Below are 25,209 nucleotides of genomic sequence, written 5' to 3' on the forward strand. Positions count from 1 at the left end.
CTCGGCGCGCATCTGACGACCTTGCCGCGAACGGGGGCATCCAGCAGGTTGACGCAATCGCCCCTACAATTCCCCAAAACGTTCTAAGCAAAGCTGCCGGTCTGCTAACGGCAGCGCTCCGTCGTGTGCCGCCAGGCGGCACCCGGCCCCACGTTCCCACGAAAGCGTCACTGCCATGTTCACGAGACTTCGCGAAGACATCGCCACGATCCGCGAGCGCGATCCCGCCGCCCGCAGCGCCTGGGAAGTGCTCACGTGTTATCCCGGTCTGCATGCGCTTGTGCTGCACCGGCTCGCGCACGCCTGCTGGCGGGCGCAACGCCGCTGGCTGGCGCGTTTCGTGTCGCAGATGGCGCGCTTTCTGACCGGCATCGAGATCCATCCGGGCGCAACCGTCGGCCGCCGGGTGTTTATCGATCATGGCATGGGCGTCGTGGTCGGCGAAACGGCGGAGATCGGCGACGACTGCACGATCTATCAGGGCGTGACGCTGGGCGGCACCTCGCTCACGCGCGGCGCCAAACGGCATCCGACGCTCGAGCGCGGTGTGATCGTCGGCGCGGGCGCCAAGATACTCGGCGGCTTCACGATTGGCGCGGAGGCGAAGATCGGTTCGAACGCGGTGGTCGTCAAGCCGGTGCCGGCAGGCGGCACGGCAGTGGGCAATCCGGCACGGGTGATCATGCCCGTAGCGCCCGCACGCGAGGCTGCTGGTCTTGATCGTGATTGCGACAAGAAGGCCGCGGTGCGCAGTGCATTCTGTGCCTACGGCATTACGCCGAATGCGGACGATCCGGTTTCGCTCGCCATTCACGGTCTGATCGATCATGCGGCGACGCAGTCGCAACGCATCGACGAAATCGTCGCAGCGCTGGAGCGGCTCGGTACGCGTCTCGAAGCGCTGCAGGGCGCAGACGCGGCGTTGCTCGATCTGCGTCGCCTGTCCGCAGCGATCGCGGGGCGCGTGGATGGGGTAGCCGCTGAGAGGTAGTCCCACGCTCAATCGGAAGACTGATGCAGCGCCTAGTCCAGGGGTAGGGCTCTCAGCCCATCGGCATCGATCCGCAAATACCCGCCTCGGGGTTCGCCGTGATCGAGGTCCCAGTCCGGCAGTACCCAGCGCGTACCACCCGGCTCGCGGTGCCGTGCCGGCCGGTGCGTGTGGCCATGCACGATGGTCGCCGTCCCCGTCTCCCTGAACAACGCAGCTACACCTTCCTGCGTCACGTCGTATTTCGGCGAGACCGGCCGCGCGCGGCTCTCCTGACTCGCCGAGCGCATCCTTTTGGCCAGCGCATGGCGCCATCTGAATGGCCAGGCGAGAAACAGCATTTGCGCGAAGCGGCTGCGTGCAACGCGGCGAAAACGGATGTACGCATGATCGGCGGTGCACAGCGCGTCGCCATGCGCGAGCGTGATGCGCGCGCCAAATGCGGTGATCACGAACGGGTCGGGCAACCAGATTGCGCCGGCCGCTTTCATGAAGCGCTTGCCGAGCAGAAAGTCGCGATTGCCGTGCATGATATAGAGCGCGATGCCGCGCTCGGACAGTGTGTGCATGAGCGTCGCCATACGCGCGACGAACGGATCGCTCAGCATGTCGTCGCCGATCCAGTATTCGAACAGGTCGCCGAGGATAAAAACCGAATCGGCTTCTTCAGCCGTGATGCGGATGAAGTGTTCGAACGCGGCGACCGTGCGAGGAATGTCCTCGCTTAAATGCAGGTCTGAGATGAGAAAAAGCGGGCGTGCGCCATGCGGGCGTCTGCCCTCGCCTGGCCCGCCCGCGGCGACGCTTCGCAGCGGCGTTTCTTGCAGCATTGAAGGTTGCCTGATTTCAGTTGCAGTTAAATGCTTCGCCGAACTGCGCGCTGTGCGCCAGCGTGTTGTTGCCAAACCCAGGGCCGCAGCTGAACCCGCGACCGCAACCGCTGACGCACGGCCCGTTGCTTATTCGACGATGACCGCTTTCTCGATGATCACGTCGTCCGCCGGCACGTCCTGATGGAAGCCCTTCGAACCCGTCTTCACCTTCTTGATCTTTTCGACGATGTCGAGACCGTCGACCACTTTGCCGAACACGGCGTAACCCCAGCCTTGCGGCGTCGGCGACGAGTGATTCAGAAAGTCGTTGTCGTTCACGTTGATGAAGAATTGCGCCGTCGCCGAATGCGGATCGTTGGTGCGCGCCATCGCGATCGAACCGTTGACGTTCTTCAGACCGTTGTTCGCTTCGTTGGTGATCGGCGCTTCGGTCGGCTTTTGCTTCATGCCGGGTTCGAAACCGCCGCCCTGAATCATGAAGCCGTCGATCACGCGATGGAACACGGTGTTGTCGTAGTGACCGGCCTTCACGTAGTTGAGGAAGTTCTCAACCGACTTCGGTGCCTTCTCGGCGTCCAGTTCGAGTTTGATGACGCCGTGATTCGTGTGTAGTTCGACCATGATGGGATCCTTTGATGAACAGGAGGGTGAAAGGCGCGGCGCATCGCATGGTGGATGGGGCCGCGCCAGGGGCAGTGGTGTTGCAAGGGCGACCACGGACTGCATTGCCGGCGGGTGCGCTTGCTAACCTGTGTTCTTGCCTGCTTGTGTCTCTATGCCGGTCTGCTTATTTGCTGACGATCGTAGCCGATTCGATCACGATCGGCGTTTGCGGTACGTCGGACATCGGGCCGCGCGTCGTGGTCGGCGTGCCTTCGATCTTCTTCACCACATCCATGCCGGAGGTGACCTTGCCGAACACGGCGTAGCCGTTGCCGTCCTGACCGGGATAGTCGAGGCCGGCGTTATCCGCCGTGTTGATGAAGAATTGCGAGGTGGCCGAATCCGGGTCGCTGGTCCGTGCCATGGCGATCGTGCCGACGACGTTCTTCAGGCCGTTGCGGCTTTCAAGCTGGATCGGCGCGCGAGTTGGCTTTTCTGCATAGCTCTGCGTGAAGCCGCCACCCTGGATCATGAAGCCCGGAATCACGCGATGGAAAATCGTGCCGCTGTACTGGCCGGATTTCACATAGTCGAGGAAGTTCGCGACGGTCTTCGGCGCCTTCTCGGGGTACAGCTCGACGCGGATATCGCCGTCAGTGGTCTTGAAGAGCACGGACGGATGCGTCGCCGGCGTGGCGGACTGGGCAGAGGCGGGTGCGTTCGCGATCAGGGCGGCGCTACCGAGCGCCAGCATCAACCATTTCATGAAGATCCTCAGGGTGGAAAAAAGCGTTGGCGATGAGTGTGCGATACGGATACGCATAGTTATTGCGACGGCGCCATATAAGGCGGCATGGCGAGCGAGCCATTCGAGCCGCCGAACTGGAAGCTTGGCGAGTTCGTGATGTTCGGCATGACGGGCGTCGCGTCCTCTTGCGGTGCGGCAACCTTCTTGACCGGCTGCGCCGCACTCTTCGGTGGCGAGACGATCTTCTGGATGTCGGCGAGGCGCTGCTTCGTCGGCCCGCTTGCCTGGCCCAGGTCCTGCGAGCGCTGGTAGGCGGAGGCCGCGAGGCGCAGGTACAGGTCGCCGAGATTTTCGTAGGCGAGACCGTAGTTGGGGTTCGCCTTGGTCGCGGTTTCGAGTGCCGCGCGTGCTTCCGAATAGCGCCCGTGCTTCGCGTACAGCGCCGCAAGGTTGTTATACGGCTCCGGCAATTCCGGGTAAGTTTGCGTCAGCGCAATGAAGGCGTTGATGGCTTCGTCGTCGCGATTCAGGTGAGCCAGCACCGTGGCGCGCTTGAACTGCGCCTGCGCGTCGCGCGGATTGGCGGCGATGCGGGCGTCGAGCTGGGTGAGCGCGGCGTTCCAGTTTTGCTTTGCAATCAACGCGTCGATTTCCGGCGTGTTGTCGCGCACAGGAGCACCCTGCGGGATCATGGGGGACTTCTGCGCATAGGCAGGCGCGCCCGGCAGCAGCATGACGGCGAGGCCGCACAGGGCCGTGGCGGCGAGGGTCGCGGCGCTTCGCGCGCGGCCGCTGGAAGGTTTCATAGGCTCGGGTCTGGATGTTATACTCCGACCCATTCTAACAAAAGGTCTGCGCGTTCCGTTGAACCGCATACTGTCTTTCGCCACTCGTGGTCGTCCCGCCTTGATCGCAGCCTGACCGCCGCACCCGGTGCACCGGTTTGCTGCTGTATGCGCTACACCTGTTTTGTACTGAGCTTGTACCGGGCCGGTATCAGAAGCGGGCGCGGCGCGCACGAAAAACATTGCGGATTTCTTTCGACCCACGCATCGTCTCTATGGAATCACTGCGCATCTACAACACGCTCGCGCGTGACAAGCAAACTTTCGTGCCGCTGCAAGAGGGCGTCGTACGGATGTACGTCTGCGGGATGACGGTGTATGACTATTGTCACATTGGTCATGCACGCGTGATGGTCGTGTTCGATATCGCGCAACGGTGGTTGCGCACGCTCGGTTACAAGGTGACCTACGTGCGCAACATTACCGATATCGACGACAAGATCATCCGCCGTGCCGTCGAAAACGGCGAGACGATCAAGTCGCTGACCGATCGCTTCATTGCCGCACTGCATGAAGATGCGGATGCGCTCGGCATCGAGCGTCCCGATCTCGAACCGCGCGCAACCGACTACATTCCGCAGATGCTCGACATGATCGGCAAGCTGGAGGCAAACGGCTACGCCTATCAGGCGAGTGATGGCGATGTGAATTACGCCGTGCGAAAATTTTCTGGCTACGGCAAGCTATCGGGCAAGTCGCTCGAAGATCTGCGCGCAGGCGAGCGTGTGGCGGCCAACGACGCGAAGCAGGATCCGCTCGATTTTGTCCTGTGGAAACAGGCCAAGCCGGAGGAGCCTGTGGACACGGGTTGGGACTCGAAGTACGGCCGCGGCCGTCCCGGGTGGCACATTGAATGCTCGGCGATGGGCTGCACGCTGCTCGGCGATCATTTCGATATTCATGGCGGCGGGCAGGATCTGCAGTTTCCGCACCATGAGAACGAAATCGCGCAAAGCGAAGGCGCGACAGGTCAAACGTTTGTGAATTACTGGATGCACAACGGGTACGTTCAGATCGACAATGAGAAGATGTCGAAGTCGCTCGGCAACTTCTTCACGATCCGAGAAGTGCTCGCGCAGTACGATGCCGAGGTGGTGCGTTTTTTCATTGCGCGGGCGCACTACCGTTCGCCGCTGAACTACAGCGACACGCATATCGACGACGCGCGCAACGCCCTCACGCGTTTGTACACGTCGCTGAAAGACGTGAGCCCGGACGGCGCCGAACTCGACTGGAACGAGGCGCATGCGCAACGTTTCAGGGCGGCGATGAACGACGACTTCAACACGCCGGTTGCAGTGTCGGTGCTGTTTGAGCTGGCAAGTGAGGTAAACCGCACGCGCGACGCCGCGCTGGCCCGACAACTGCGTGCGCTTGCGCGCATCATCGGACTGCTGGGCCGTGAGCCGCGTGCATTCCTGCAGCAGGCTGCGGGTAGCGTGAGTGATGGCGCGCTCGAGCCCGCCGCGATCGAAGCGAAGATCGCAGCGCGCGTGGCCGCCAAGCAGGCGAAGGACTATGCGGCAGCAGACCGGATTCGGGCCGAATTGCTCGAGGCTGGCGTTGCACTTGAAGACAAACCCGGCGGGTTGACCGAGTGGCGGCGCGTGTGAGCGCACCTCGTACTTCCCTTTGATCGACTCGCCAGGCAGGAGGCAGGATGGCAACGGCCACGAAGACGCCGTCTAAACGGGCTGCGTCTAAAACAGGCGCGGCAGCTGCAGTGAAATCGACTCGCGCGCGTAACGGCAGCGCGATCAAAGCGGTGCCCGCCGCGGCGAAGGTCGCCGCCAAGGCAGGTAGCGCCGCGAAGAACACCCCGGTGAAGCGCGCGCTCAACGGTGCGTCAGCGCATGCGCCGAAGCTCGCGAGAGGCGCAAAAGCATCGCGCACAACACGCGTGAAAAATCATGCTGGCAATGGCGCCGTGCCGGCAGAACTCGCCGGCGACGTACAGGAACTCGCGCGCGACACGCTGCATGAAGGTGAAGTCGTGCGCAAAACGCGTGCATTGGACGACGCGGAAGTCGCCGTGCCGGTGCAGGTTGGCGGTCTCACGCCGGAAGTCACACGCCCCGACTACTGGGACAAGGCGTGTGCGGATCTCGTCAAGCGCGATCGCATTCTCAAGAAACTGATTCCGAAGTTCGGCCCGGTGCATCTGTTGAGCCGCGGCGATCCGTTCGTGACGCTCGCGCGCTCGGTGGTGGGGCAGCAGATTTCGGTGGCTTCGGCGCAGGCGGCGTGGCATCGCGTCGAAAGTGCGTGTCCGAAGCTCGTGCCGCAGCAGTTCATCAAGCTGGGGCAGGACAAGCTGATGGCGTGCGGCCTGTCCAGGCGCAAGGCGGAATACATTCTCGATCTGGCCGAGCACTTCGTTTCGGGCGCCTTGCACGTCGGCAAGTGGACCACGATGGAAGACGAGGCGGTGATCGCCGAGCTCACGCAGATCCGCGGTATCGGCCGCTGGACCGCGGAGATGTTCCTGATCTTCAATCTCTCGCGTCCGGACGTCCTGCCTCTGGACGATCTCGGCCTGATCCGCGCCATCAGCGTCAATTACTTCAGTGGCGAACCCGTCACGCGCAGCGAGGCGCGCGAGGTTGCTGCGAATTGGGAGCCGTGGCGCACAGTCGCTACTTGGTATATGTGGCGTAGTCTTGATCCATTGCCGGTCGACTATTAATCTGCCACGACCTGATTTGATGTCATGTGATGTGAGGCTATCCGAGACTATCGGTTTCGCGAATTCGATAGTTTCGAGGTAGTTTTGACAGCGGCGGTCGCGGTTAGAATACGCGCTGCCTGGTAAGTCCAAGGATTACAACCAATGAAGACCACTTTTCTGGATTTCGAGCAGCCGATCGCTGAACTCGAAGCGAAGATCGAAGAATTGCGCTTCGTGCAGGACGATTCGGCCGTCGATATTTCGGAAGAAATCGATCGGCTCTCCAAGAAGAGTCAGCAGCTCACCAAAGATCTGTACGCAAACCTGAGCCCGTGGCAGGTTTCGCAAATTGCCCGTCATCCGCAGCGTCCCTACACGTTCGACTATGTGAGCGAACTGTTCACCGATTTTCACGAACTGCATGGCGACCGCGCGTTTGCGGACGATCTGGCTATTGTCGGCGGTTTTGCGCGCTTCAACGGCCAGGCTTGCATGGTGATCGGCCACCAGAAGGGTCGCGATACCAAGGAACGCTCGCTGCGTAACTTCGGCATGCCGCGTCCGGAAGGCTATCGCAAGGCCGAACGCCTGATGCGCCTCGCCGAAAAATTTGGTCTACCGCTCTTCACGTTTATCGATACACCGGGTGCTTATCCTGGCATCGGCGCGGAAGAGCGCGGCCAGTCGGAAGCCATCGGCCGTAACCTGTATGTGATGGCCGAGCTGAAAACGCCGATCATCGCGACGATCATCGGTGAAGGCGGTTCGGGCGGTGCGCTTGCCATCGCGGTGGGCGACAGTGTGCTGATGCTGCAATTCTCGACCTATTCGGTGATCTCGCCGGAAGGCTGTGCCTCCATTCTCTGGAAGAGCGCGGCGAAGGCGCCGGAAGCGGCCGAAGCCCTGGGCCTCACGGCGCATCGTCTGAAGGCACTTGGCCTGATCGACAAGATCGTCAACGAGCCGCTCGGCGGCGCGCATCGCGATCCGAAGGGCATGGCTGCCATGCTGCGCCGCGCGCTGGCCGATTCGCTGCGTCAGTTCCAGGGCATGAGCGTTCCGGACCTCCGTCAACGCCGGTTCGAACGGCTGATGGCGTACGGCAAGTTCAAGGAAACGACGCCCGGCGCATAAGCCGGCCCGTTCTTCAATCGAAGGCGCTCCGCGCCTCGTCGCCGTGACCGATACCGCTGACTCTCCCGCCGACCGCCTCGTACTCGAGGCGGTCGGCGCGGCGCTTTCCGCGCAGCCTGCACGACCTGCGCTGGCTGAAGGCGCGCGCGTTGCGGTGGCGTTTAGCGGCGGTATCGACTCCAGTGTGTTGCTCGACGCCGTGGCTCGCGTCGCGGGACCGTCGCGCTGTGTCGCGTTGCATGTTCACCACGGCCTTAGTCCGCACGCAGATCAGTGGCTTGCGCATTGCGAGGCATTCGCGCGTGAGCGTGGCATCGCGTTCGCGGCAGCGCATGTCAAAGTCGCGCATGAATCCGGTGTGAGCGTCGAGGCGGCCGCGCGTGATGCGCGGTATCGTGCGCTCGATGCGCTATGCGCGCAGCACGGCGTGACGACGCTGTGGCTCGCCCAGCACGCCGACGATCAGGCCGAAACGGTATTGCTGCAGTTGCTGCGTGGCGCCGGGCTGGCGGGCCTCGCGGCGATGGCGCCTGAATACCTGCCCGCGGGCGCCACGGTGACCCGCGTGCGACCGCTTCTGCATCTGTTGCGCGCGCAACTTGAGCAGTACGCGGTGGCGAGAACGCTCGCGTGGGTCGATGACGAATCGAATGCCGACACTCGCTATGCGCGCAATGCGCTGCGTCATGATGTGTTGCCCGAACTGGCCGTCCACTTTCCCGGTTATCGCGATGCGTTGGCGCGCACGGCGGCCCACGCGGCATCCTCACAGCGTCTGCTGGACCGACTGGCTCGTATCGACATGGAAGCGGCTTCGTGCGACGGCGACCGCGCGCTGTCACGCGACGCCGTGCTCACACTCGACGACGACCGCGCGCTTAACCTGCTGCGTTTCTGGATGCGTTCACTTGGCTTGCCGGCCGCGTCGACGGCGCGTCTGTCCGACGCGCTGCGGCAACTGCGCGAGGTCGGCGAGGCGCATAGCTTGCGCGTCGATCACGCCGGCCAGGCGCTGCGCAGCTATCGCGGGCAGATTTACTGGGAAGCAGGCGATAGTGCTGAGCCCGCCGACGAAACAGCGCTTGTGGCGCGCGCGGTCAGCCAATTTGCCTGGCAGGGCGAATCGATCTGGCGTCTGCCGCAATGGCGCGGCACCTTCGTGTTTGCCGAGGCGAATGCTGAAGATCCTGGCGCCGTGCCCGTCGCGCTTCTGCGTACGGCGCCGTTGTCCGCGCGCTCGCGCAGCGGCGGCGAGCGCATGCGCAACAACGCGCAGGGCCCGAGCCGTACGCTCAAGAATCTGTTCCAGGAGCAGGGCGTGCCGGCATGGAAGCGGGACGTGCCGTTGCTGTACGCGGGAGACGTGCTGCTGTTCGTACCGCTGCTCGGTGTCAACCACGCGGCTTTACCAGCGAAGGCCGATGCCGCTGACGCCCTTGCTGGCGCGCCCGCGGACGACGCTGCGTTTGCCCGCGGCCCGTACGTGCGGATCGACTGGCGCGAGGATCTGCTGATCGCCTGACCGACCGGTCGGGCGCGCTGGCCGAAGCACCGCTTTGGCGCTAAAGAGCCGCCGTCGACGTGTCGAAAGCAGGCGTAACCCCTTTGCACACAAGCCTTTGCATCGCCCATTACCGGCATTTTGGCTTGTCTTTTTACGCCTGATCGGGTACGTTAACATGCTTGCCCGAAGCCGCTATTGCCGTCATTTTGATGCGCTTTTGCTGTTTTCCGGCCGTTTCCTGTGTTTCCCGGCGACCATAAGCCACCGGGGAGCCGCCAGCCAGCGGCCTTTGACGATTCCTCGCGGGCAAATCCGCGCGTGCTGCACGTGCGCTGCATCTACGCCGCCACCCTCACACTTCGCCGTCGTTCCTGAAACGTTGAGCTCTTGTGCTTCGGTGCGGTCGTCTCCAGCGCGGCAGCGCGGTTACTTCTCCAGTTCAGAACGACAATGGCACTCATCGTACATAAATACGGCGGTACTTCGATGGGCTCGGTCGAGCGCATCAAGAACGTCGCGAAGCGCGTCGCGAAATGGCACAAGGCGGGCCACAAGATGGTCGTGGTGCCCTCGGCGATGTCCGGCGAAACGAACCGCTTGCTCGGTCTCGCGAAAGACATTTCGGCCCAGCCGAGCCCACGCGAGCTAGACCTGATTGCCGCCACCGGCGAGCAGGTCAGCTCGGGGCTGCTCGCCATTGCGCTGCAGGAAGCGGGCGTCGACGCGGTCAGCTACGCCGGTTGGCAAGTGCCGATCAAAACCGACAGCGCATTCACCAAGGCACGCATTAGCGAAATCGACGGCGAGCGCGTGATGCGCGATCTCGAAGCGGGCAAAGTGGTGGTGATCACGGGCTTCCAGGGCGTCGACCCGGACGGGCATATCACCACGCTCGGCCGCGGCGGTTCGGACACATCGGCGGTGGCTGTTGCTGCTGCGCTGAAGGCAGATGAATGCCTGATCTATACGGACGTGGACGGTGTCTACACCACCGACCCGCGCGTGGTGGAAGAAGCGCGCCGGCTCGATCGCGTGACGTTTGAAGAAATGCTGGAGATGGCGAGCCTGGGTTCGAAGGTGTTGCAGATCCGCTCGGTGGAATTCGCCGGCAAATATCAGGTGAAGACGCGCGTATTGTCGAGCCTGACTGATCCGCTGATCCCGCTCGAAGGTGAAATGACTTCGGGCACCCTGATTACTTTTGAAGAAGACGAGACCATGGAAAAAGCAGTCATCTCGGGCATCGCGTTTCAGCGCGACGAAGCACGTATCGCCGTGATGGGTGTACCCGACAAGCCCGGCATCGCTTACCAGATCCTCGGACCGGTGGCGGACGCGAATATCGACGTCGACATGATCATCCAGAACCAGAGCGTCGAGGGCAAAACGGCCTTTACGTTCACGGTGGGCCGCGGCGATTATCAGCGCGCCATGGAGATCCTCACGGGTCAGGTGAAGGACCATGTGAAGGCCGAACAGGTGCTGGGCGATCCGAAGGTGTCGAAGGTTTCGGTGGTCGGAGTCGGGATGCGTTCGCATGTGGGTATCGCGAGCACGATGTTCCGCACGCTGTCGGAAGAGGGCATCAACATTCAGATGATCTCCACCTCCGAAATCAAGATCTCGGTGCTGATCGACGAGAAGTATATGGAGCTCGCCGTGCGCGCGCTGCATAAGGCGTTCGAGCTGGATCAGGCGTAATTTGCGTTGAATGGTGGGGCGCTCTCGGGTACCCCATTTATGCTTTGTGCCATCCGCGCGACGGATGTGAAGAATTTGCGTCGTTGGTGACGAATCTGGCACAAAAAGTGTTCCCGAAACATTGACCTTCGTGGTTCGGCCCGCTATTATCTTGGCTTCGTCGCGCTGACTCCCTGCGCGACCGAAAGTTTGGGAGACGTGGCCGAGAGGTCGAAGGCACTCCCCTGCTAAGGGAGCATCTGGGCCAAAACCTGGATCGAGGGTTCGAATCCCTCCGTCTCCGCCAGCAATGGCGGCGGAACCCCAAGAGATCGCGGTCTCTTGGGGTTTTGTTTTTTCTGCGGCCGTTTTTGATCGCTTCCGATTTGAATCTTTGAATGAGCGAATCCTGCTGAGTTGTGCGTAGTTGGTGCGGTATGAAATTCAGGCCGTCCTTCAGGTGTCGAATATGCTTCGGATGCCGAATCAATAACAATTGGGTCTGTAGCCAGATCGTTAGTATTAAAAGAAGCAGGGCATCGGCGAACGCTACCTGACCCATGCTTTTAAGCATCCCGAACCCCGAAACCTGTCTGGCAGGTGTTACCGGCAAGCCCGCTTTTCACCGAATCTTCGTCGCTTGTAACGAGACGTAACGTAGCGGTTCAAGGTGCGATTTTATGCATCAGTTCTTACAAACTTGAAATACGCGCGTCCTTGCCTTGCGCTATATTCCGGTCAACAACACACCACTTGTGAAAAAGGTGATTCTATGAAGTCCGCTCGTCTTGTTCCGCTTCTGGTCGGGGTTCTCGCGTTAGGTGCGTCAGGTGTCGCAATGGCCGGCGTGAGCGTAGGGGTCAACATCGGTATTCCGGCGCCGGTTTATGTCGCTCCGGCACCGGTCTACGCGCCGCCTCCGCCGCCCGTCGTTTATCAACCTGCGCCGGTGTACTACGGTGGCCCGGCCATCGTGATCGGCTGGCACGGCGACCGTTATTGGGACGGCCATCGCTACTGGGCGCGTGACGACTGGTATCGCCATCACGGTGGTTACGGCGGCGGCTACCATGACCATGGCGGTTATCACGACCACCGCTATTGATCCGGTCGCGTAGCGTTCTAGCGCCGAAAGTAAAAAACCGCCCTCTGGGGCGGTTTTTTGTTGTTACGCGCCAACAGCCGCGTTATTCGGCGATAGCAGCCATGCCGCCAACCACCGCGTTAAAGCCGCTGTCGACGTGCAGCACTTCTGCCGTCACCCCGGCCGCCAGGTCCGACAACAGGAACGCGGCAGAATTGCCGACCTGTTCGATCGTCACATTGCGCTTGAGCGGCGCATTGTCTTCGACGAAATCGAGAATCTTGCCGAAGCCCTTGATGCCGCTTGCCGCCAGCGTCTTGATCGGACCGGCGGAAATGCCGTTGACGCGAACACCCTTGGCGCCGAGCGAAACCGCCAGGTAACGCACGCTCGCTTCGAGCGAAGCCTTGGCGAGACCCATCGTGTTGTAGTTCGGAATCGCGCGTTCGGCGCCGAGGTACGTCAAGGTCAGCAAGGCGGAATCTTTCGACAGCATCGGCAGCGCTGCTTTGGCGAGCGCCGGGAAACTGTAGGCGGAAATGTCGTGCGCAATGCGGAAGTTTTCGCGCGTCATGCCGTCGAGGAAGTCGCCGGCGATCGCTTCACGCGGCGCAAAGCCGATGGAGTGGACGAGGCCGTCGAGACTATCCCAGCGTTCCTTCAGCGAAGTAAAGAGCGCTTCGATCTGCGCGTCGTCACCCACGTCGCAAGGAAACACCAGGTCGCTGCCGAATTCGGTTGCGAACTCGGTGATGCGGTCCTTGAAGCGGTCGCCGACATACGTGAACGCCAGTTCTGCGCCTTCGCGCTTGCAGGCCTGTGCAATGCCGTATGCGATCGAACGGTTCGACAGCAAGCCGGTCAGCAAGATTCGTTTACCAGCGAGGAAGCCCATGAATTCTCCTAATGAAGTCAACGCGCCGCGAGCTCAGATGTGCGGGATCGCGCGGGATTATTAGGTAGAATTCTCTCACATTGCAACCTCCCACTGACCAATAAGGCCCCCATGACAACTGGCTCGCCACGGATTCAAGCGCCTCGGGCACGCTGGCGCGCCATGGTGGAAAGAATCTCGCGGGTCTGTTCGCAGGGTGTACGGGGAGGTTTCGCGGCGGCGCTGCTTTTGCTGGCGGGGGCTGCCGCGGCCTTGCTGGGGGCGCAGCCGGCGCACGCATCGTACGGGATTGCACAGTACGGCGATCCGAAATATCAACCCGGTTTCAAGCACTTCGACTACGTCAATCCGGATGCGCCGAAGGGTGGCACACTGGTGCTGGGCAATCCGGACCGGCAAACCAGTTTCGACAAGTTCAACGCGTTCACGTTGCGCGGCAATGCGGCGCCAGGAACGGGCTTTCTGTTCGAGAGTCTGCTCGCCGGCAGTTCGGATGAAGTGGCATCGGCATATGGTCTGCTGGCCGATGACGTGCAGATTGCCCCTGATCGCCGCTCGGCTACGTTCCACATCAATCCACGCGCGCGCTTTTCGAACGGCGATCCGGTGACCGCCGCGGACGTCAAATACTCGCTCGATACGCTGAAAAGCCCGCAGGCTTCACCGGCATACGCCGCGTACTTCGCTGAGATAACTCGCGCAGTGGTGGTGGACCGCCTCACGATCCGCTTCGATTTCGATGAGCCGCACCGCGAGTTGCCGTTGTTAGCGGGCGCCATTCCGGTGTTTTCTCCCAAGTGGGGAGCGAAGCCGGACGGCAGCCATATTCCGTTCGATCAACTGACATTTGAAAAGCCGATCGGTAGCGGTCCTTATCTGATCGAGCAATACGACAATGGCCGCACCATCACTTACCGGCGCGATCCGAATTACTGGGGCGCCGATTTGCCGGTTCGGGTGGGTACCTACAACTTCGACCGCATCGTGTACAAGCTGTATTCGGATGACACGGCGCGCCGCGAAGCATTCAAGGCCGGAGAATACGACGCGTTTGTCGAGTATGTTGCGCGTAGCTGGGTGAGACGCGACGTTGGCAAGAAATTCGATAGCGGCGAGCTGATCAAGCGCGAATTCCCGCAGCACAACGGCACCGGCATGCAAGGTTTCATTATCAACACCCGGCGGCCGCTCTTCCAGGATGTGCGCGTGCGCAAGGCGCTCGACCTCGCGCTCGATTTCCAATGGCTCAATCGCCAGCTTTTCTACAATCTCTATACACGTATCGACAGCTACTTCGTCAACACCGATCTGCAGGCAACGGGGCTGCCGTCAGCAGGCGAACTCGCTCTGCTCAACCCGTGGCGAGCCCAGCTCGATCCGGCAGTGTTCGGGCCACCGCCGAAACAGCCGGACACGGATCCGCCCAGTTCGTTGCGCGCCAACCTGCTCGAGGCACGAGCGCTGCTCGAGCAGGCCGGCTGGACCTATCGCGATGGGGCATTGCGCAATGCCAAGGGACAGCCGTTCCAGTTCGAGATCCTCGACGATTCGGCCTCGGCCACCTCGATGGAGCCGATCGTCGCAACATTGACACGCAATCTGCAGAAGCTCGGCATCACCGCGAAATTTCGCACCAGCGATTTCGCGGTCTACCAGAAGCGTCTTGATTCGTTCGACTTCGACGTAACGACTATCCGGATGCCGGACGTTCAGGTGCCGGGTACGGAGGAGGTCGACCGGTACGGCAGCAAGTCAGCCGATACTCCCGGCTCCAGTAATCTGATAGGCGTCAAATCGCCGGCAGTCGACGCCATCCTGCGCGCGCTGGTGCAGGCGCAGACGCGCGATCAACTCGTCGATGCTACCCACGCGCTCGACCGCGTGCTGCTGCATGGCTACTATGTGATTCCACAGTGGTACAGCGCGGTTCACCGGGTCGCGTTCAGACGTGAACTCGCCTGGCCGCAGACCTTGCCGCTGTACTATGCTCCGGATGACTGGATCACCTCGACGTGGTGGTTCAAACCGCAGAAAAAGTGAAGCGGCCCGCCAGGTTCTGATCCGTCATTTCAACGTCTCACGTTAGCGCACCGGAAACGCCACCATGTGGAGCTACATCCTCAAACGCCTGCTGTTGATGATCCCGACCTTGCTCGGCGTGTTGACACTCACGTTCGCTGTGATCCAGTTTGTGCCCGGCGGCCCGGTTGAACAGATGGTGCACGAATTGCGCAGGGGCAACGAGAACGGCGCACCGTTCGGGCTACGCGCGCATAACGGCGTCGACGCGCAGGAGGTTGCGCAGCTCAAGGCGCTCTACGGCTTCGACAAACCGCCACTCGAACGCTACGGGCTGATGCTCAAACGCTTCGCGACCTTCGATCTCGGGCAGAGCTATTTCCGTCATCAAAGCGTGTGGTCGCTGGTGGTCTCGAAGCTGCCGGTGTCCATCAGCATCGGCGTGTGGACTTTCTTGCTCACGTATCTGATCTCGGTGCCGCTCGGTATCGCCAAGGCAATCCGCAACGGCTCGCACTTCGATTTCGTCACCAGCCTGATCGTGCTGATCGGTTACGCGATTCCTGGTTTCGTGCTCGGCGTGCTGCTGCTCGTACTGTTCGGCGGCGGCTCTTTCCTGCAGCTATTTCCGCTGCGCGGTCTCACCTCCGACAACTGGGCTCAACTAAGCGTCGGCGCAAAGATACTGGATTACCTGTGGCACATCACGCTGCCGATCATTGCCTCGGTAGTAGGCAGCTTCGCGGTAATCACGATGCTGACCAAGAACGCCTTCCTCGACGAGATCCGCAAGCAGTACGTACTGACTGCACGAGCCAAGGGTCTCTCCGAGCGGCGCGTGCTATGGAAGCATGTGTTTCGCAATGCCTCGCTGCCGTTGATCGTCGGTTTTCCGGGCGCGTTTATCGGCGCGTTCTTCACCGGCAGTCTCCTGATCGAGACGCTGTTCTCGCTCGACGGCCTCGGCCTGCTGTCGTATCAATCGGTCGTGCAGCGCGACTATCCGGTGGTGCTCGGCACGCTGTATCTGTTCACGCTGATCGGGCTAGCCACCAAGCTGATCTCCGACCTCTGCTACGTCTGGGTCGATCCTCGCATTCAATTCGAACAACTGGAGCGCTGACTTGAGTCGAGCCCGTACCCGAGCCGAGCTGGCGCCGCGCAACGAGCCCGTGCGCGCGTTTATCTCGCCGTCGCCCGCGCGCCGCGTCTGGCAGCGCTTTCGCAAGCAGCGCCTCGGCTACTGGAGTCTGATCGTATTCATCGTCGCCTTTGCGGTGAGTCTCGCGGCGCCGCTATGGTCGAACGACAAGCCGCTCGTGGTCCGTTACGACGGGCATCTGTATTTCCCGTTGTTCAACACCTATTCGGAAATCACCTTCGGCGGCGATTTTCCGACCCCTGCCGATTACCTCGATCCCTACGTGCGCGACCGTTTCAGCAAGCCGGGCAATTTCGCGGTCTATCCGCCGAATCCGTATTACTACGACACGCTCAACTATTTCTCGAAGGCGCCCAATCCCGCGCCGCCTTCGCATGACAACTGGTTCGGCACCGACGACCGCGGCCGCGATCTGCTGGCGCGCCTCGTTTACGGGTTTCGCGTGTCGGTCGAATTCGCGCTGGTGCTCACGTTGATCGGCACGGTCCTCGGTATTTTCGCGGGCGCGTTGCAGGGCTTTTTCGGCGGCAAGACCGACATCATCGGGCAGCGGCTCATAGAAATCTGGAGTGCGTTGCCCGAGCTGTATCTGCTGATCATCTTCGCCTCGATCTTCGAACCGGGCTTCATCCTGCTGATCGTGCTGCTTTCGCTATTCGGCTGGATCGGGTTGTCCGACTATGTGCGCGCGGAATTCCTGCGCAATCGCACCCAGGACTATGTGCGGGCGGCGCGGGCCATGGGTTTGTCGAACTGGCAGATCATGTGGCGTCACGTTCTGCCCAATAGCCTGACACCGGTCATCACGTTTCTGCCGTTCCGCATGAGCGGTGCGATCCTCGCGCTTACCAGCCTCGATTTTCTCGGTCTCGGCGTACCGCCGCCGACTCCGAGCCTCGGCGAACTGCTCGCCCAGGGCAAGGACAATCTCGACGCATGGTGGATTTCGTTGTCGACCTTCGGCGTGCTGGTTGCGATGTTGCTGCTGCTGACCTTCATGGGCGATGCGCTGCGCAATGCACTCGACACCCGCATCTCCGATGCCATGCGCGCTGGAGGTAACCAGTGAGCGAACAGACGATGCAAGGCATGCCAGGGCCGTTGCTGGAGCTCGATCATCTGCACGTGACATTCGGCGACACCGTCGCAGTGAACGACGTCACGCTCGCAATCGAACGTGGCGAGCGCGTAGCGCTGGTCGGTGAATCGGGATCGGGCAAGAGCGTCACGGCGCTGTCGATCCTGCGCTTGCTGAACGATGCCGAGGTGAGCGGAGCGATCCGCTTTAACGGCGAGGATCTGCTCGCAAAGAGCGAACGCGAGATGCGTGGTCTGCGCGGCTCAGCTATTGCGATGATCTTCCAGGAGCCGATGTCGGCGCTCAACCCGCTCTATACGGTGGGCGAGCAGATCGCAGAGACGATCGTGATCCACGACGGCGTACCGGCGAAGGAGGCGCGCAAGCGCGCTGTTGCTCTGCTCGCGCGTACTGGTGTCGCGGAGCCCGGCAAGCGGGTCAACAGTTATCCGCATCAGCTCTCCGGCGGACAGCGCCAGCGCGCGATGATTGCGATGGCGCTTGCGTGCCGTCCGCGTCTGTTGCTCGCCGACGAGCCGACCACCGCGCTCGACGTGACGATCCGCGCGCAGATCGTCGAGCTGCTGCTCGAACTGCAACGAGACGAAGCAGAAAAGCGCGGCATGGCGGTGCTGCTGATCACGCACGATCTGAACCTCGTGCGTCATTTCGCGCAGCGCGTGGCGGTGATGGAGCGTGGAGTGCTGGTCGAGAGCGGGACTGTCGAGCAGGTCTTCAATTCGCCGCAGCATCCGTACACGCAACGTCTGCTGCAAAGCCGGCCTGAGCGCACCGTGGTGCCGGTATTGCCGATCTCACCGGTGCTGCTCGAGGCGCGTGACGTCTCGGTCGAATTCAAAACGAAGCTGCCGGGCCTCGGCGGCTGGTTCCGCTCGGGACGTTTCCGCGCGGTTGCCGATGCGACGGTGTCGGTGCGGCAGGGTGAGACGCTCGGCATCGTCGGTGAATCGGGCTCGGGCAAGTCGACGCTGGCGATGGCATTACTCGGCTTGCAGCGCACCGCGCATGGCGAGATCGAGTTTCAGGGCAGGGCGCTCGCGAGTTATCGCGGACACGAGCAGACGGTCCTGCGCTCCAATATGCAGGTGGTCTTTCAGGACCCGTTCAGTTCGCTGTCGCCGCGCCAGACGATCGAACGGATCGTCGGCGAGGGGCTTGCGTTGCATCGTCCGCAGATGGACGCAGCGGCGCGGCGCGAGAAGGTGATTGCGGTGCTGCGCGAAGTCGGGCTCGATCGCACGGTGCTGTACCGTTACCCGCACGAGTTCTCCGGCGGACAGCGGCAACGCATCGCGATCGCCCGGGCGCTGGTACTCGAGCCGCGCATCCTGATTTTGGATGAACCCACCAGTGCGCTCGACGTCTCCATTCAGCAGCAGGTGCTCAAGCTTCTGGCCGGGTTGCAACGCAAGTACAACCTCGGCTTCGTGTTCATCAGCCACGATCTGGCGGTAATCGGCGCGATGGCGCACCGGGTCGCGGTCATGCAGAACGGTATGATCGTGGAATCGGGGGAGGTTGAGCAGATTTTTGCGACGCCCGCCCATCCTTACACTCGAAAGCTTCTGCAAGCGGCGCTCGTGGACTGAAATTCACCAATTGGGTGCGTGTCTCGATTGTATTTTTCTATTTGTTTTGACACACGAATACTTACTGGCTAGTATCGACCAAACTTTTTTCCGTATGCTACTGATTCTCAACTGATTTTTAGGCAATAACTACCGACCAATGCAGCACCGAAACTTAACCCAGGCTTGCACGCGCGTCGTCGCCGGGATGTTCATTGGCGTACTGATGGCAGCAGCTCCCGGCGCTTTCGCCGACGAAGTAAGCAGTTTCAATCAGAATGCCTCATTTTCGACCCAGGATGGGTCGACTCCGCTGTCCGCTCCCACTTCGCAAAATTCCAGCGCAAGCACCGACACCGGCAGCAGCGCGCGGTCGTTTTTGTCCGGCATGGCAGGCAAAGCGGGTGATGTGGTGGTCGGCGCGCTCAATATGATTGGCGTGCGTTACCGTTGGGGTGGCGATACGCCGGACTCCGGCCTCGATTGCAGCGGTTTTGTGCGTTACGTGTTCCAGGATACGCTGGGCATGGCCCTGCCGCGCCGCGCTGAAGAAATGAGCCGGGTTGGCGAAAAGGTCAGCATGAGTAACCTGAAGCCGGGCGATCTGGTGTTTTTCAATACGATGCGCCGCACGTTCTCGCACGTTGGCATCTACATCGGCGACAACAAGTTTGTGCATTCGCCGTCTACCGGCAGCACGATCCGCGTCGACGATCTGGATGATGGCTACTGGGAAAAGCGCTTCACTGGTGCACGCCGGGTCGAAACGTCCTATCAGGGCTCGCAGGATCTGAAGCAGCGTGTCAATGCTGCGATCGGCGGCGGGAATAACTGACGCCTCGCACCAAAAAAGATCCACTGTTAAAAAAGCCTGCTTCTTGCCAAGCAGGCTTTTTTATTTTGTTCGTCGGAAAGGGCGAAAAGGGTGCAAAACGTGCAAACGGCGCCTTCGTCCGGCGCCCAGGTGGAACCCGGTTATACCGCGACGCGGCTCGCCGCAAGCTTACGTTGCAACTCCGGCATGATCTTCGCGGCGGCTTCCTCGCCGGCCAGAATGGCCGCGTTGCGCTGCGAGAAGTCGCTCCCGCTCATGGCCGCGAGATTCGGACGGATCACGACGTCCGCGTACTTGTCGAGCTCGTAGGCCTTGATGGTCTGTCCCATGATCGTGAAGGTCTGCAGCAGCACGTCGAACGAGCTGGTCGTGAGGCCCGCTTCAGGGCGCTGCGAGATGTCCACGGCAATCACGAAGTCCGCGCCCATCTTGCGGGCGAACGACGCGGGCACCGGGCTCACCAGACCGCCGTCGACGTACTCATGGCCGCCAATCGTCACCGGCTCGAAGATCGACGGCACGCTGCACGAGGCGCGCACGGCGATGCCCGTGTTGCCGCGCTGGAACAGGATCGGCTGGCCGCTGTTCAGATCGGTGGCGACCACGCCGAGCGGCTTGGCCATCTTTTCGATCGGACGGTTGTTCAGCGTCGTATTCAGGTAATTCTGCAACGCCACGCCCTGCAGGAAGCCGCGCGTGCGAAACGGCATGGCCCAGTCGCTGATCGAGGCTTCATCCATGGTCAGCGCGAGCTTGTTGAGCGCAAAGCCGTTCATGCCGGAGGCATAGAGCGCGCCCACCACCGAGCCGGCACTGGTGCCCGCCACCAGATCCACCTGAATGTTGCGCGCCTCGAGCGCCTTGATCACGCCGATATGCGCGAACCCGCGCGCCGCGCCGCCACCCAGGGCCAGGCCGACGCGAATGGGCCGCTGCGGTCGGGCGAGCGGCGGGACGACGGATGGCGTGGCCGGCGGATTGGTCGACGCGGTATTGACCGGCGGCTGCGAGGCGGTCTCCGGCCGGCTGCCAGCCGTCGTACAGGCGGTCAGGACGGCGGACGCCGCGGCGATCGAGAAGCTGCGGCGGGTAAGGCGTGGGGTGGACTGTGTCAACGATTTCTCCAGCAACGGCGCCGGTCCCGCAGAGGGTTCCAGAGCGGCCGCGTTTCAAGCGAACAGGATCGCCCGTAGCGTTCTTTTTACGGCGCCGCAATCGAGGTGAATCACGGCGCGCGCACATCATAAATCAAAGCCTGATGGCGGCGCGTTGCGCGTGAAAAAACGTTACAGATGCGTCGACAGGACTCGCGCAAACCTCTGTCACGACGCCGCGCTTCGCGCGCGCCAGGGCTGGGAACAGGCCGTCGGAAGGTATAATTCGGCTCTTGCATTTTTCATCCGCCTCCGTGCGCGGCGACTGTTGCCGCATGGACGCGTTCCGCTGCCGCGCCTGCTGGTGTTTCACTGCCGCGCGCCGGCGCCTGCCTTCCGAGTAACCGCTTATGACCACCTCCGTTCGCACCCGCTTCGCACCGAGCCCCACTGGCTACATCCATCTCGGCAACATCCGTTCTGCGCTGTATCCGTGGGCGTTCGCGCGCAAAACGAAGGGCGCTTTCGTGTTGCGGGTCGAGGACACCGATGTGGAGCGTTCCACGGAAGCGTCCGTCGATGCCATCCTCGAAGGCATGGAGTGGCTCGGGCTCGATTACGACGAAGGCCCGTTCTACCAGATGCAGCGCATGGACCGCTATCGCGAAGTGGTCAAGCAGATGGTCGAGCAGGGGCTGGCTTACCCGTGCTACATGTCGACCGAAGAACTCGACGCATTGCGTGAGCGTCAGCGTGCGGCCGGCGAAAAGCCGCGCTACGACGGCACGTGGCGCCCGGAACCCGGCAAGGTGCTGCCGACGCCGCCGGCGGGCGTACAGCCCGTGATGCGCTTTCGCAATCCGCTCACGGGTGTCGTGGCGTGGGACGACGCGGTGAAAGGCCCTATCGAGATCTCGAACGAAGAACTCGACGATCTCGTGATCGCACGTCCGGACGGCACGCCGACCTACAACTTCTGCGTGGTGGTGGACGACCTCGACATGCGTATCACTCACGTGATTCGTGGCGACGATCACGTCAACAACACGCCGCGCCAGATCAACATCCTGCGCGCGCTGGGGGGCGAGCCGCCGGTCTACGCGCACTTGCCGACCGTGCTGAACGAGCAGGGCGAAAAGATGAGCAAGCGTCATGGCGCGATGAGCGTGATGGGCTATCGCGATGCCGGTTTTCTGCCGGAAGCCGTGCTGAATTACCTCGCGCGACTGGGCTGGTCGCACGGCGATGCGGAGATTTTTTCGCGCGAACAGTTCGTCGAATGGTTCGACCTCGAGCACCTCGGCAAGTCGCCGGCTCAGTACGATCACGACAAGCTCAAGTGGCTCAACGCGCACTACATCAAGGAAGCAGACAACGCACGTCTGGCTGAACTGACGCGACCGTTCTTCGCGGAGCTGGGCATCGAGGAAGCAACGATTGCTCAAGGCGCAGATCTCGTCGCCATCGTGGGCCTGCTGAAGGATCGCGCTACGACGGTCAAGGAGATCGCGGAGAACGCCGCGATGTTCTATCGCACGCCTGCGCCCGAAGCGGAAGCGCTCGCACAGCATGTGACCGATGCGGTGCGGCCGGCCATCGCCGATCTCGCGGTTGCGTTGAAGAGCGCGGAGTGGACCAAGGAGAGCATCTCGGCCACATTCAAGGCCACGCTCGGCGCCCACAAGCTGAAGATGCCGCAGCTTGCCATGCCGGTGCGTCTGCTCGTGGCAGGTACGACGCACACACCATCGATCGATGCGGTGTTGATGTTGTTTGGCCGCGATGTGGTGGTGAGCCGCCTCGAAAAAGCGCCAGCCTGAGCGGCGTGAGAGGGATTGCATGCGACTCCTGAAAAAAGTCGCATGGAATCACTCAGAGGGTATTTACAAAGCGAGGTTTGCTCTCTAAAATCTCGTTTCTGTTCTGCAAGGGGGGGTATAGCTCAGCTGGGAGAGCGCTTGCATGGCATGCAAGAGGTCAGCGGTTCGATCCCGCTTACCTCCACCATCAGAGCAGATTGAAGTCTTTTCCGGTGTCCGGATGCGGTAGCAAAAAAGACTTCACAAGCAGTAACAATGTAGTTAGAATATTGGTCTTCGCTGCTTACGGACTGAATTTAACGTCAGTTAGCAGCAAGATAAAGACAGATCTGAAAAGATTATGTCCCCTTCGTCTAGAGGCCTAGGACATCACCCTTTCACGGTGAGTACAGGGGTTCGAATCCCCTAGGGGACGCCAAACATCAGCGTCGCTTTAATGTTCGAATGAAGCAGGTTCGAAGACAAATAAAGTGGTGCAGCTTGCAGAGAAATAACCGACGCTCGCAAGCTTGGGTGTAAAGACTGGAGTGGTAGTTCAGTCGGTTAGAATACCGGCCTGTCACGCCGGGGGTCGCGGGTTCGAGTCCCGTCCACTCCGCCAGACAAAGCCCGTTCATGTGAACTGAACGGGCTTTTTCATTAAAGGTGTAAGCGTACGTTGTCCCCTTCGTCTAGAGGCCTAGGACATCACCCTTTCACGGTGAGTACAGGGGTTCGAATCCCCTAGGGGACGCCAAAGACGGCGTACAAAATCTGGAGCGGTAGTTCAGTTGGTTAGAATACCGGCCTGTCACGCCGGGGGTCGCGGGTTCGAGTCCCGTCCGCTCCGCCAGATTGCTCAAAACGTTCCGTTCGGAACTGTTCAAACAGATAGCGCAGGGCCTTGTGAATAGGGGTTCTGCGCTCATCGTCCGAAGTAACTTTCCAGTTCGTCGTTTGGTTTGTCCGGCTGAGTCTCAACGTTGTTGATAGGCTTGATGGCCGGCACAATTCGCTTGTGCGAATTACCAGGTAATCCTAACGGCAAGCAAATTAAACTTCGCTTTCCTTCAGCACATCGGTCGCCGCTTCACAGGCGCCACGCAACTGTTCGCGCATCAGGTCCTGAACGATCGGATCGCCCGAGACGATCGCGTTCTTGATCTTTACTGCCAGCTCGCACGACACGCGCATGCGGCCACCACGCGACATCGCGATGCGCCGCAAGCGCCGCACGGGGCCAATGAGGCTCGCGTGGGTCGCCTGCAGCGTACGGTTGTCGGCGAGCGTCATGACGATAGCGTAGAAGCGGTCGAGGCCATCGACATAGCTTGCGGGATCGTTTGCCGCGAGACTTGCCTGCATGGCGTCCGTTACATCCTCGAGTTGCGCGCGGCCGAGCGCCGTGATCCGCTCAGCGGCAAGCTGCACCGCCAGGCATTCGAGCGCCATACGCACCCGGTAAATCTCTGCCACGTCACGCAGCGACACCGACCGAACAAACGCACCAACCCGCGCCACCACCGTAACCAGCCCTTCACGCTCGAGCTGCGCAAACGCTTCGCGCATAGGCGTGCGGCTCACGTTCAGCTGCTTCGCGACCTGCACCTCGGAAAGCCTGCTGCCAGGCGCGAGCACGCCTTCAACGATCGCCTCGCGCAACGCCGGCACGACGACGCCGTCGCTCAATGAATCGCTTGGCGCATCCACGGTGCGCATGCGCGAGTGATATTTACGGCCGATCGCATCGAGCGCTTGCTCCGGTGTCGCTACCGCTGATTCCCGCAATTTACTTTTCGTCGACGAAGTCATTGACATCCCGGTATAGGCTGAATACGCTGTATACAGATTATACAGCAAGCTAGTCGCGAGGAGACTATTTTGGATAACGCATCTCTGCCGCAGCCGGTCCTGATCGATCGGACGGGGCCGGTTCTTACCTTTACGCTCAACAATCCGGAAGCGGGCAATGAAGTCACGGCGCCGATGTTCGACGCGATGATTGCCGTCTTGCGGGCAGAAGCCGTCATGCCGGCCGCCCGGGTGTTGCGCATTCGCGCGCGTGGCGAGGTCTTTTGCACCGGTCGCGAGCGGGCCGGACGCGATGCGGTGTCGATTCATCAGGAAGTCTCGCGACTGATCGAGTTGAAGCGTCTGCTGCGGGCGTCGTCGCTGATCACCATTGCCGAAGTGCAGGGCAATGCCTTCGGTTTTGGCCTGGGCCTCGCCATCCTGTGCGATTTCACGCTGGTATCGAGCAGCGCGAGTCTCGCGTTTCCTGAGATGAGGAAAGGTCTGCCGCCCGCCGCGATCATGGCCTATCTCGGCAGCTACTCGCTACCCAAACACGTGTTCCCGATGGTCCTGTTCGGCGATGAAATTACAGCCGAAGCTGCGCTTGCCGCAGGCCTCGTCACCCGCGTGGTCTCCGGAGAATTGCTGCAGGCCGAAGCCGAAGCGCTCACCGAGCGTGTCCTCGCGCTCGACGACACGGGTGCCCGCCAGTGCAAGGCGTTCTTCCAGTCCGCGCAGGAAAGTCCGATCGAACACAACTTCCGCTGCGCCACCGAAACGCTGACGGTCGCAGCGCTGCGTCTGCAGGGCAAGTAGGCCGTTGCGCCAACCCATTCGACAGGCCACGCAGGTCT

General features: G+C 61.4%; 21 protein-coding genes and 6 tRNA genes. 20 read left to right on the forward strand and 7 right to left on the reverse strand.

The features are described 5' to 3' along the window. Positions 1-175: 175 nt before the first annotated feature. On the forward strand, positions 176-991 hold the full coding sequence (cysE, locus tag BUS06_RS10530) for a serine O-acetyltransferase (protein ID WP_074264212.1): 816 nt from the start codon (positions 176-178) through the stop codon (positions 989-991). A gap of 32 nt (positions 992-1,023) precedes the next feature. On the opposite strand, the gene BUS06_RS10535 is transcribed toward cysE, so the two are convergent. The 4 genes from BUS06_RS10535 to BUS06_RS10550 all read right to left on the reverse strand — a co-directional run bounded on the left by BUS06_RS10535 (position 1,024) and on the right by BUS06_RS10550 (position 3,981). Continuing rightward, positions 1,024-1,821 (reverse strand): UDP-2,3-diacylglucosamine diphosphatase, encoded by a 798-nt coding sequence (locus tag BUS06_RS10535; RefSeq protein ID WP_074264213.1) that lies wholly within the window; start codon positions 1,819-1,821, stop codon positions 1,024-1,026. Positions 1,822-1,950: 129 nt separating this feature from the next. Next, a complete protein-coding gene (locus tag BUS06_RS10540) occupies positions 1,951-2,445 on the reverse strand; it encodes a peptidylprolyl isomerase (RefSeq protein ID WP_074264214.1) in 495 nt (164 codons plus the stop codon). Positions 2,446-2,611: 166 nt separating this feature from the next. Beyond that, a complete protein-coding gene (locus BUS06_RS10545; protein ID WP_074264215.1) occupies positions 2,612-3,193 on the reverse strand; it encodes a peptidylprolyl isomerase in 582 nt (193 codons plus the stop codon). Positions 3,194-3,252: 59 nt separating this feature from the next. Then, complete coding sequence (locus BUS06_RS10550) at positions 3,253-3,981, reverse strand: tetratricopeptide repeat protein (RefSeq protein ID WP_074264216.1); 729 nt, start codon at positions 3,979-3,981, stop codon at positions 3,253-3,255. Between the two features lie 254 nt (positions 3,982-4,235). Between BUS06_RS10550 and cysS the strand changes: the two genes are divergently transcribed. The 7 genes from cysS (at position 4,236) to BUS06_RS10585 (ending at position 12,111) form a co-directional block, all read left to right on the forward strand. Then, positions 4,236-5,633: a cysteine--tRNA ligase gene (gene cysS / locus BUS06_RS10555; protein WP_074264217.1), complete on the forward strand. Its 1,398-nt coding sequence runs from the start codon at positions 4,236-4,238 to the stop codon at positions 5,631-5,633. Positions 5,634-5,680: 47 nt separating this feature from the next. After that, on the forward strand, positions 5,681-6,706 hold the full coding sequence (locus tag BUS06_RS10560; protein ID WP_074264218.1) for a DNA-3-methyladenine glycosylase family protein: 1,026 nt from the start codon (positions 5,681-5,683) through the stop codon (positions 6,704-6,706). Positions 6,707-6,850: 144 nt separating this feature from the next. Next, the gene (locus BUS06_RS10565) at positions 6,851-7,822 is read left to right on the forward strand and encodes an acetyl-CoA carboxylase carboxyltransferase subunit alpha (protein ID WP_074264219.1); all 972 of its coding nucleotides are present in this window, start codon (positions 6,851-6,853) and stop codon (positions 7,820-7,822) included. 43 nt (positions 7,823-7,865) lie between these two features. Continuing rightward, entirely contained in the window at positions 7,866-9,344 is a 1,479-nt protein-coding gene (tilS, locus tag BUS06_RS10570) for a tRNA lysidine(34) synthetase TilS (protein WP_074264220.1), read from the forward strand. Positions 9,345-9,776: 432 nt separating this feature from the next. Next, positions 9,777-11,027: an aspartate kinase gene (locus BUS06_RS10575; RefSeq protein WP_074264221.1), complete on the forward strand. Its 1,251-nt coding sequence runs from the start codon at positions 9,777-9,779 to the stop codon at positions 11,025-11,027. A 192-nt stretch (positions 11,028-11,219) separates the two neighbouring features. Then, positions 11,220-11,313 (forward strand) — tRNA-Ser (locus BUS06_RS10580). Positions 11,314-11,778: 465 nt separating this feature from the next. Next, a complete protein-coding gene (locus BUS06_RS10585; protein WP_074264222.1) occupies positions 11,779-12,111 on the forward strand; it encodes a hypothetical protein in 333 nt (110 codons plus the stop codon). Between the two features lie 82 nt (positions 12,112-12,193). Here BUS06_RS10585 and fabI read toward each other — a convergent pair whose 3' ends face one another. After that, positions 12,194-12,985, reverse strand: coding sequence for an enoyl-ACP reductase FabI (fabI, locus tag BUS06_RS10590; protein ID WP_074264223.1), 792 nt, complete (start codon positions 12,983-12,985; stop codon positions 12,194-12,196). A 111-nt stretch (positions 12,986-13,096) separates the two neighbouring features. Here fabI and BUS06_RS10595 point away from each other — a divergent pair, with 111 nt between their 5' ends. The 5 genes from BUS06_RS10595 to BUS06_RS10615 all read left to right on the forward strand — a co-directional run bounded on the left by BUS06_RS10595 (position 13,097) and on the right by BUS06_RS10615 (position 19,668). Beyond that, positions 13,097-15,025 (forward strand): extracellular solute-binding protein, encoded by a 1,929-nt coding sequence (locus tag BUS06_RS10595; RefSeq protein ID WP_074264224.1) that lies wholly within the window; start codon positions 13,097-13,099, stop codon positions 15,023-15,025. Between the two features lie 64 nt (positions 15,026-15,089). Next, positions 15,090-16,127 carry a microcin C ABC transporter permease YejB gene (locus BUS06_RS10600; protein WP_074264225.1) on the forward strand — a complete coding sequence of 346 codons (1,038 nt, stop codon included), beginning with the start codon at positions 15,090-15,092 and terminating at the stop codon, positions 16,125-16,127. A gap of 1 nt (position 16,128) precedes the next feature. Then, positions 16,129-17,235 (forward strand): ABC transporter permease, encoded by a 1,107-nt coding sequence (locus BUS06_RS10605; RefSeq protein ID WP_074264226.1) that lies wholly within the window; start codon positions 16,129-16,131, stop codon positions 17,233-17,235. Positions 17,236-17,246: 11 nt separating this feature from the next. Next, positions 17,247-18,854 (forward strand): ABC transporter ATP-binding protein, encoded by a 1,608-nt coding sequence (locus BUS06_RS10610; RefSeq protein ID WP_074266021.1) that lies wholly within the window; start codon positions 17,247-17,249, stop codon positions 18,852-18,854. Between the two features lie 139 nt (positions 18,855-18,993). Continuing rightward, positions 18,994-19,668, forward strand: a complete 675-nt coding sequence (locus tag BUS06_RS10615; RefSeq protein WP_074264227.1) for a C40 family peptidase — start codon at positions 18,994-18,996, stop codon at positions 19,666-19,668. A 140-nt stretch (positions 19,669-19,808) separates the two neighbouring features. Here BUS06_RS10615 and BUS06_RS10620 read toward each other — a convergent pair whose 3' ends face one another. Continuing rightward, positions 19,809-20,783 (reverse strand): patatin-like phospholipase family protein, encoded by a 975-nt coding sequence (locus BUS06_RS10620; RefSeq protein ID WP_143787490.1) that lies wholly within the window; start codon positions 20,781-20,783, stop codon positions 19,809-19,811. 389 nt (positions 20,784-21,172) lie between these two features. Between BUS06_RS10620 and gltX the strand changes: the two genes are divergently transcribed. From gltX to BUS06_RS10650, 6 genes are all read left to right on the forward strand, one after another. Continuing rightward, entirely contained in the window at positions 21,173-22,582 is a 1,410-nt protein-coding gene (gene gltX, locus BUS06_RS10625) for a glutamate--tRNA ligase (protein WP_074264229.1), read from the forward strand. A gap of 111 nt (positions 22,583-22,693) precedes the next feature. After that, positions 22,694-22,769: transfer RNA gene (locus BUS06_RS10630), tRNA-Ala, on the forward strand. A 155-nt stretch (positions 22,770-22,924) separates the two neighbouring features. Further along, positions 22,925-23,000: transfer RNA gene (locus tag BUS06_RS10635), tRNA-Glu, on the forward strand. A gap of 106 nt (positions 23,001-23,106) precedes the next feature. Beyond that, a tRNA-Asp gene (locus BUS06_RS10640) sits at positions 23,107-23,183 on the forward strand. Between the two features lie 59 nt (positions 23,184-23,242). Further along, a tRNA-Glu gene (locus BUS06_RS10645) sits at positions 23,243-23,318 on the forward strand. A gap of 19 nt (positions 23,319-23,337) precedes the next feature. Then, a tRNA-Asp gene (locus BUS06_RS10650) sits at positions 23,338-23,414 on the forward strand. Positions 23,415-23,614: 200 nt separating this feature from the next. On the opposite strand, the gene BUS06_RS10655 is transcribed toward BUS06_RS10650, so the two are convergent. Continuing rightward, on the reverse strand, positions 23,615-24,373 hold the full coding sequence (locus BUS06_RS10655) for a GntR family transcriptional regulator (RefSeq protein WP_083611391.1): 759 nt from the start codon (positions 24,371-24,373) through the stop codon (positions 23,615-23,617). Positions 24,374-24,442: 69 nt separating this feature from the next. On the opposite strand from BUS06_RS10655, the gene BUS06_RS10660 reads away from it, so the two are divergent. After that, positions 24,443-25,171 carry an enoyl-CoA hydratase/isomerase family protein gene (locus tag BUS06_RS10660; RefSeq protein ID WP_074264230.1) on the forward strand — a complete coding sequence of 243 codons (729 nt, stop codon included), beginning with the start codon at positions 24,443-24,445 and terminating at the stop codon, positions 25,169-25,171. Positions 25,172-25,209: the final 38 nt, after the last annotated feature.

The organism is Paraburkholderia phenazinium (assembly GCF_900141745.1).
Classification (GTDB): domain Bacteria; phylum Pseudomonadota; class Gammaproteobacteria; order Burkholderiales; family Burkholderiaceae; genus Paraburkholderia; species Paraburkholderia phenazinium_B.

Excerpts from the sequence above, each read along its gene's own strand:
- cysE (WP_074264212.1), top strand. The coding sequence starts at position 176 with ATGTTCACGAGACTTCGCGAAGACATCGCCACGATCCGCGAGCGCGAT.
- BUS06_RS10535 (WP_074264213.1), bottom strand. The coding sequence starts at position 1,821 with ATGCTGCAAGAAACGCCGCTGCGAAGCGTCGCCGCGGGCGGGCCAGGC.
- BUS06_RS10540 (WP_074264214.1), bottom strand. The coding sequence starts at position 2,445 with ATGGTCGAACTACACACGAATCACGGCGTCATCAAACTCGAACTGGAC.
- BUS06_RS10545 (WP_074264215.1), bottom strand. The coding sequence starts at position 3,193 with ATGAAATGGTTGATGCTGGCGCTCGGTAGCGCCGCCCTGATCGCGAAC.
- BUS06_RS10550 (WP_074264216.1), bottom strand. The coding sequence starts at position 3,981 with ATGAAACCTTCCAGCGGCCGCGCGCGAAGCGCCGCGACCCTCGCCGCC.
- cysS (WP_074264217.1), top strand. The coding sequence starts at position 4,236 with ATGGAATCACTGCGCATCTACAACACGCTCGCGCGTGACAAGCAAACT.
- BUS06_RS10560 (WP_074264218.1), top strand. The coding sequence starts at position 5,681 with ATGGCAACGGCCACGAAGACGCCGTCTAAACGGGCTGCGTCTAAAACA.
- BUS06_RS10565 (WP_074264219.1), top strand. The coding sequence starts at position 6,851 with ATGAAGACCACTTTTCTGGATTTCGAGCAGCCGATCGCTGAACTCGAA.
- BUS06_RS10575 (WP_074264221.1), top strand. The coding sequence starts at position 9,777 with ATGGCACTCATCGTACATAAATACGGCGGTACTTCGATGGGCTCGGTC.
- BUS06_RS10585 (WP_074264222.1), top strand. The coding sequence starts at position 11,779 with ATGAAGTCCGCTCGTCTTGTTCCGCTTCTGGTCGGGGTTCTCGCGTTA.
- fabI (WP_074264223.1), bottom strand. The coding sequence starts at position 12,985 with ATGGGCTTCCTCGCTGGTAAACGAATCTTGCTGACCGGCTTGCTGTCG.
- BUS06_RS10595 (WP_074264224.1), top strand. The coding sequence starts at position 13,097 with ATGACAACTGGCTCGCCACGGATTCAAGCGCCTCGGGCACGCTGGCGC.
- BUS06_RS10600 (WP_074264225.1), top strand. The coding sequence starts at position 15,090 with ATGTGGAGCTACATCCTCAAACGCCTGCTGTTGATGATCCCGACCTTG.
- BUS06_RS10610 (WP_074266021.1), top strand. The coding sequence starts at position 17,247 with ATGCAAGGCATGCCAGGGCCGTTGCTGGAGCTCGATCATCTGCACGTG.
- BUS06_RS10615 (WP_074264227.1), top strand. The coding sequence starts at position 18,994 with ATGCAGCACCGAAACTTAACCCAGGCTTGCACGCGCGTCGTCGCCGGG.
- gltX (WP_074264229.1), top strand. The coding sequence starts at position 21,173 with ATGACCACCTCCGTTCGCACCCGCTTCGCACCGAGCCCCACTGGCTAC.
- BUS06_RS10655 (WP_083611391.1), bottom strand. The coding sequence starts at position 24,373 with ATGACTTCGTCGACGAAAAGTAAATTGCGGGAATCAGCGGTAGCGACA.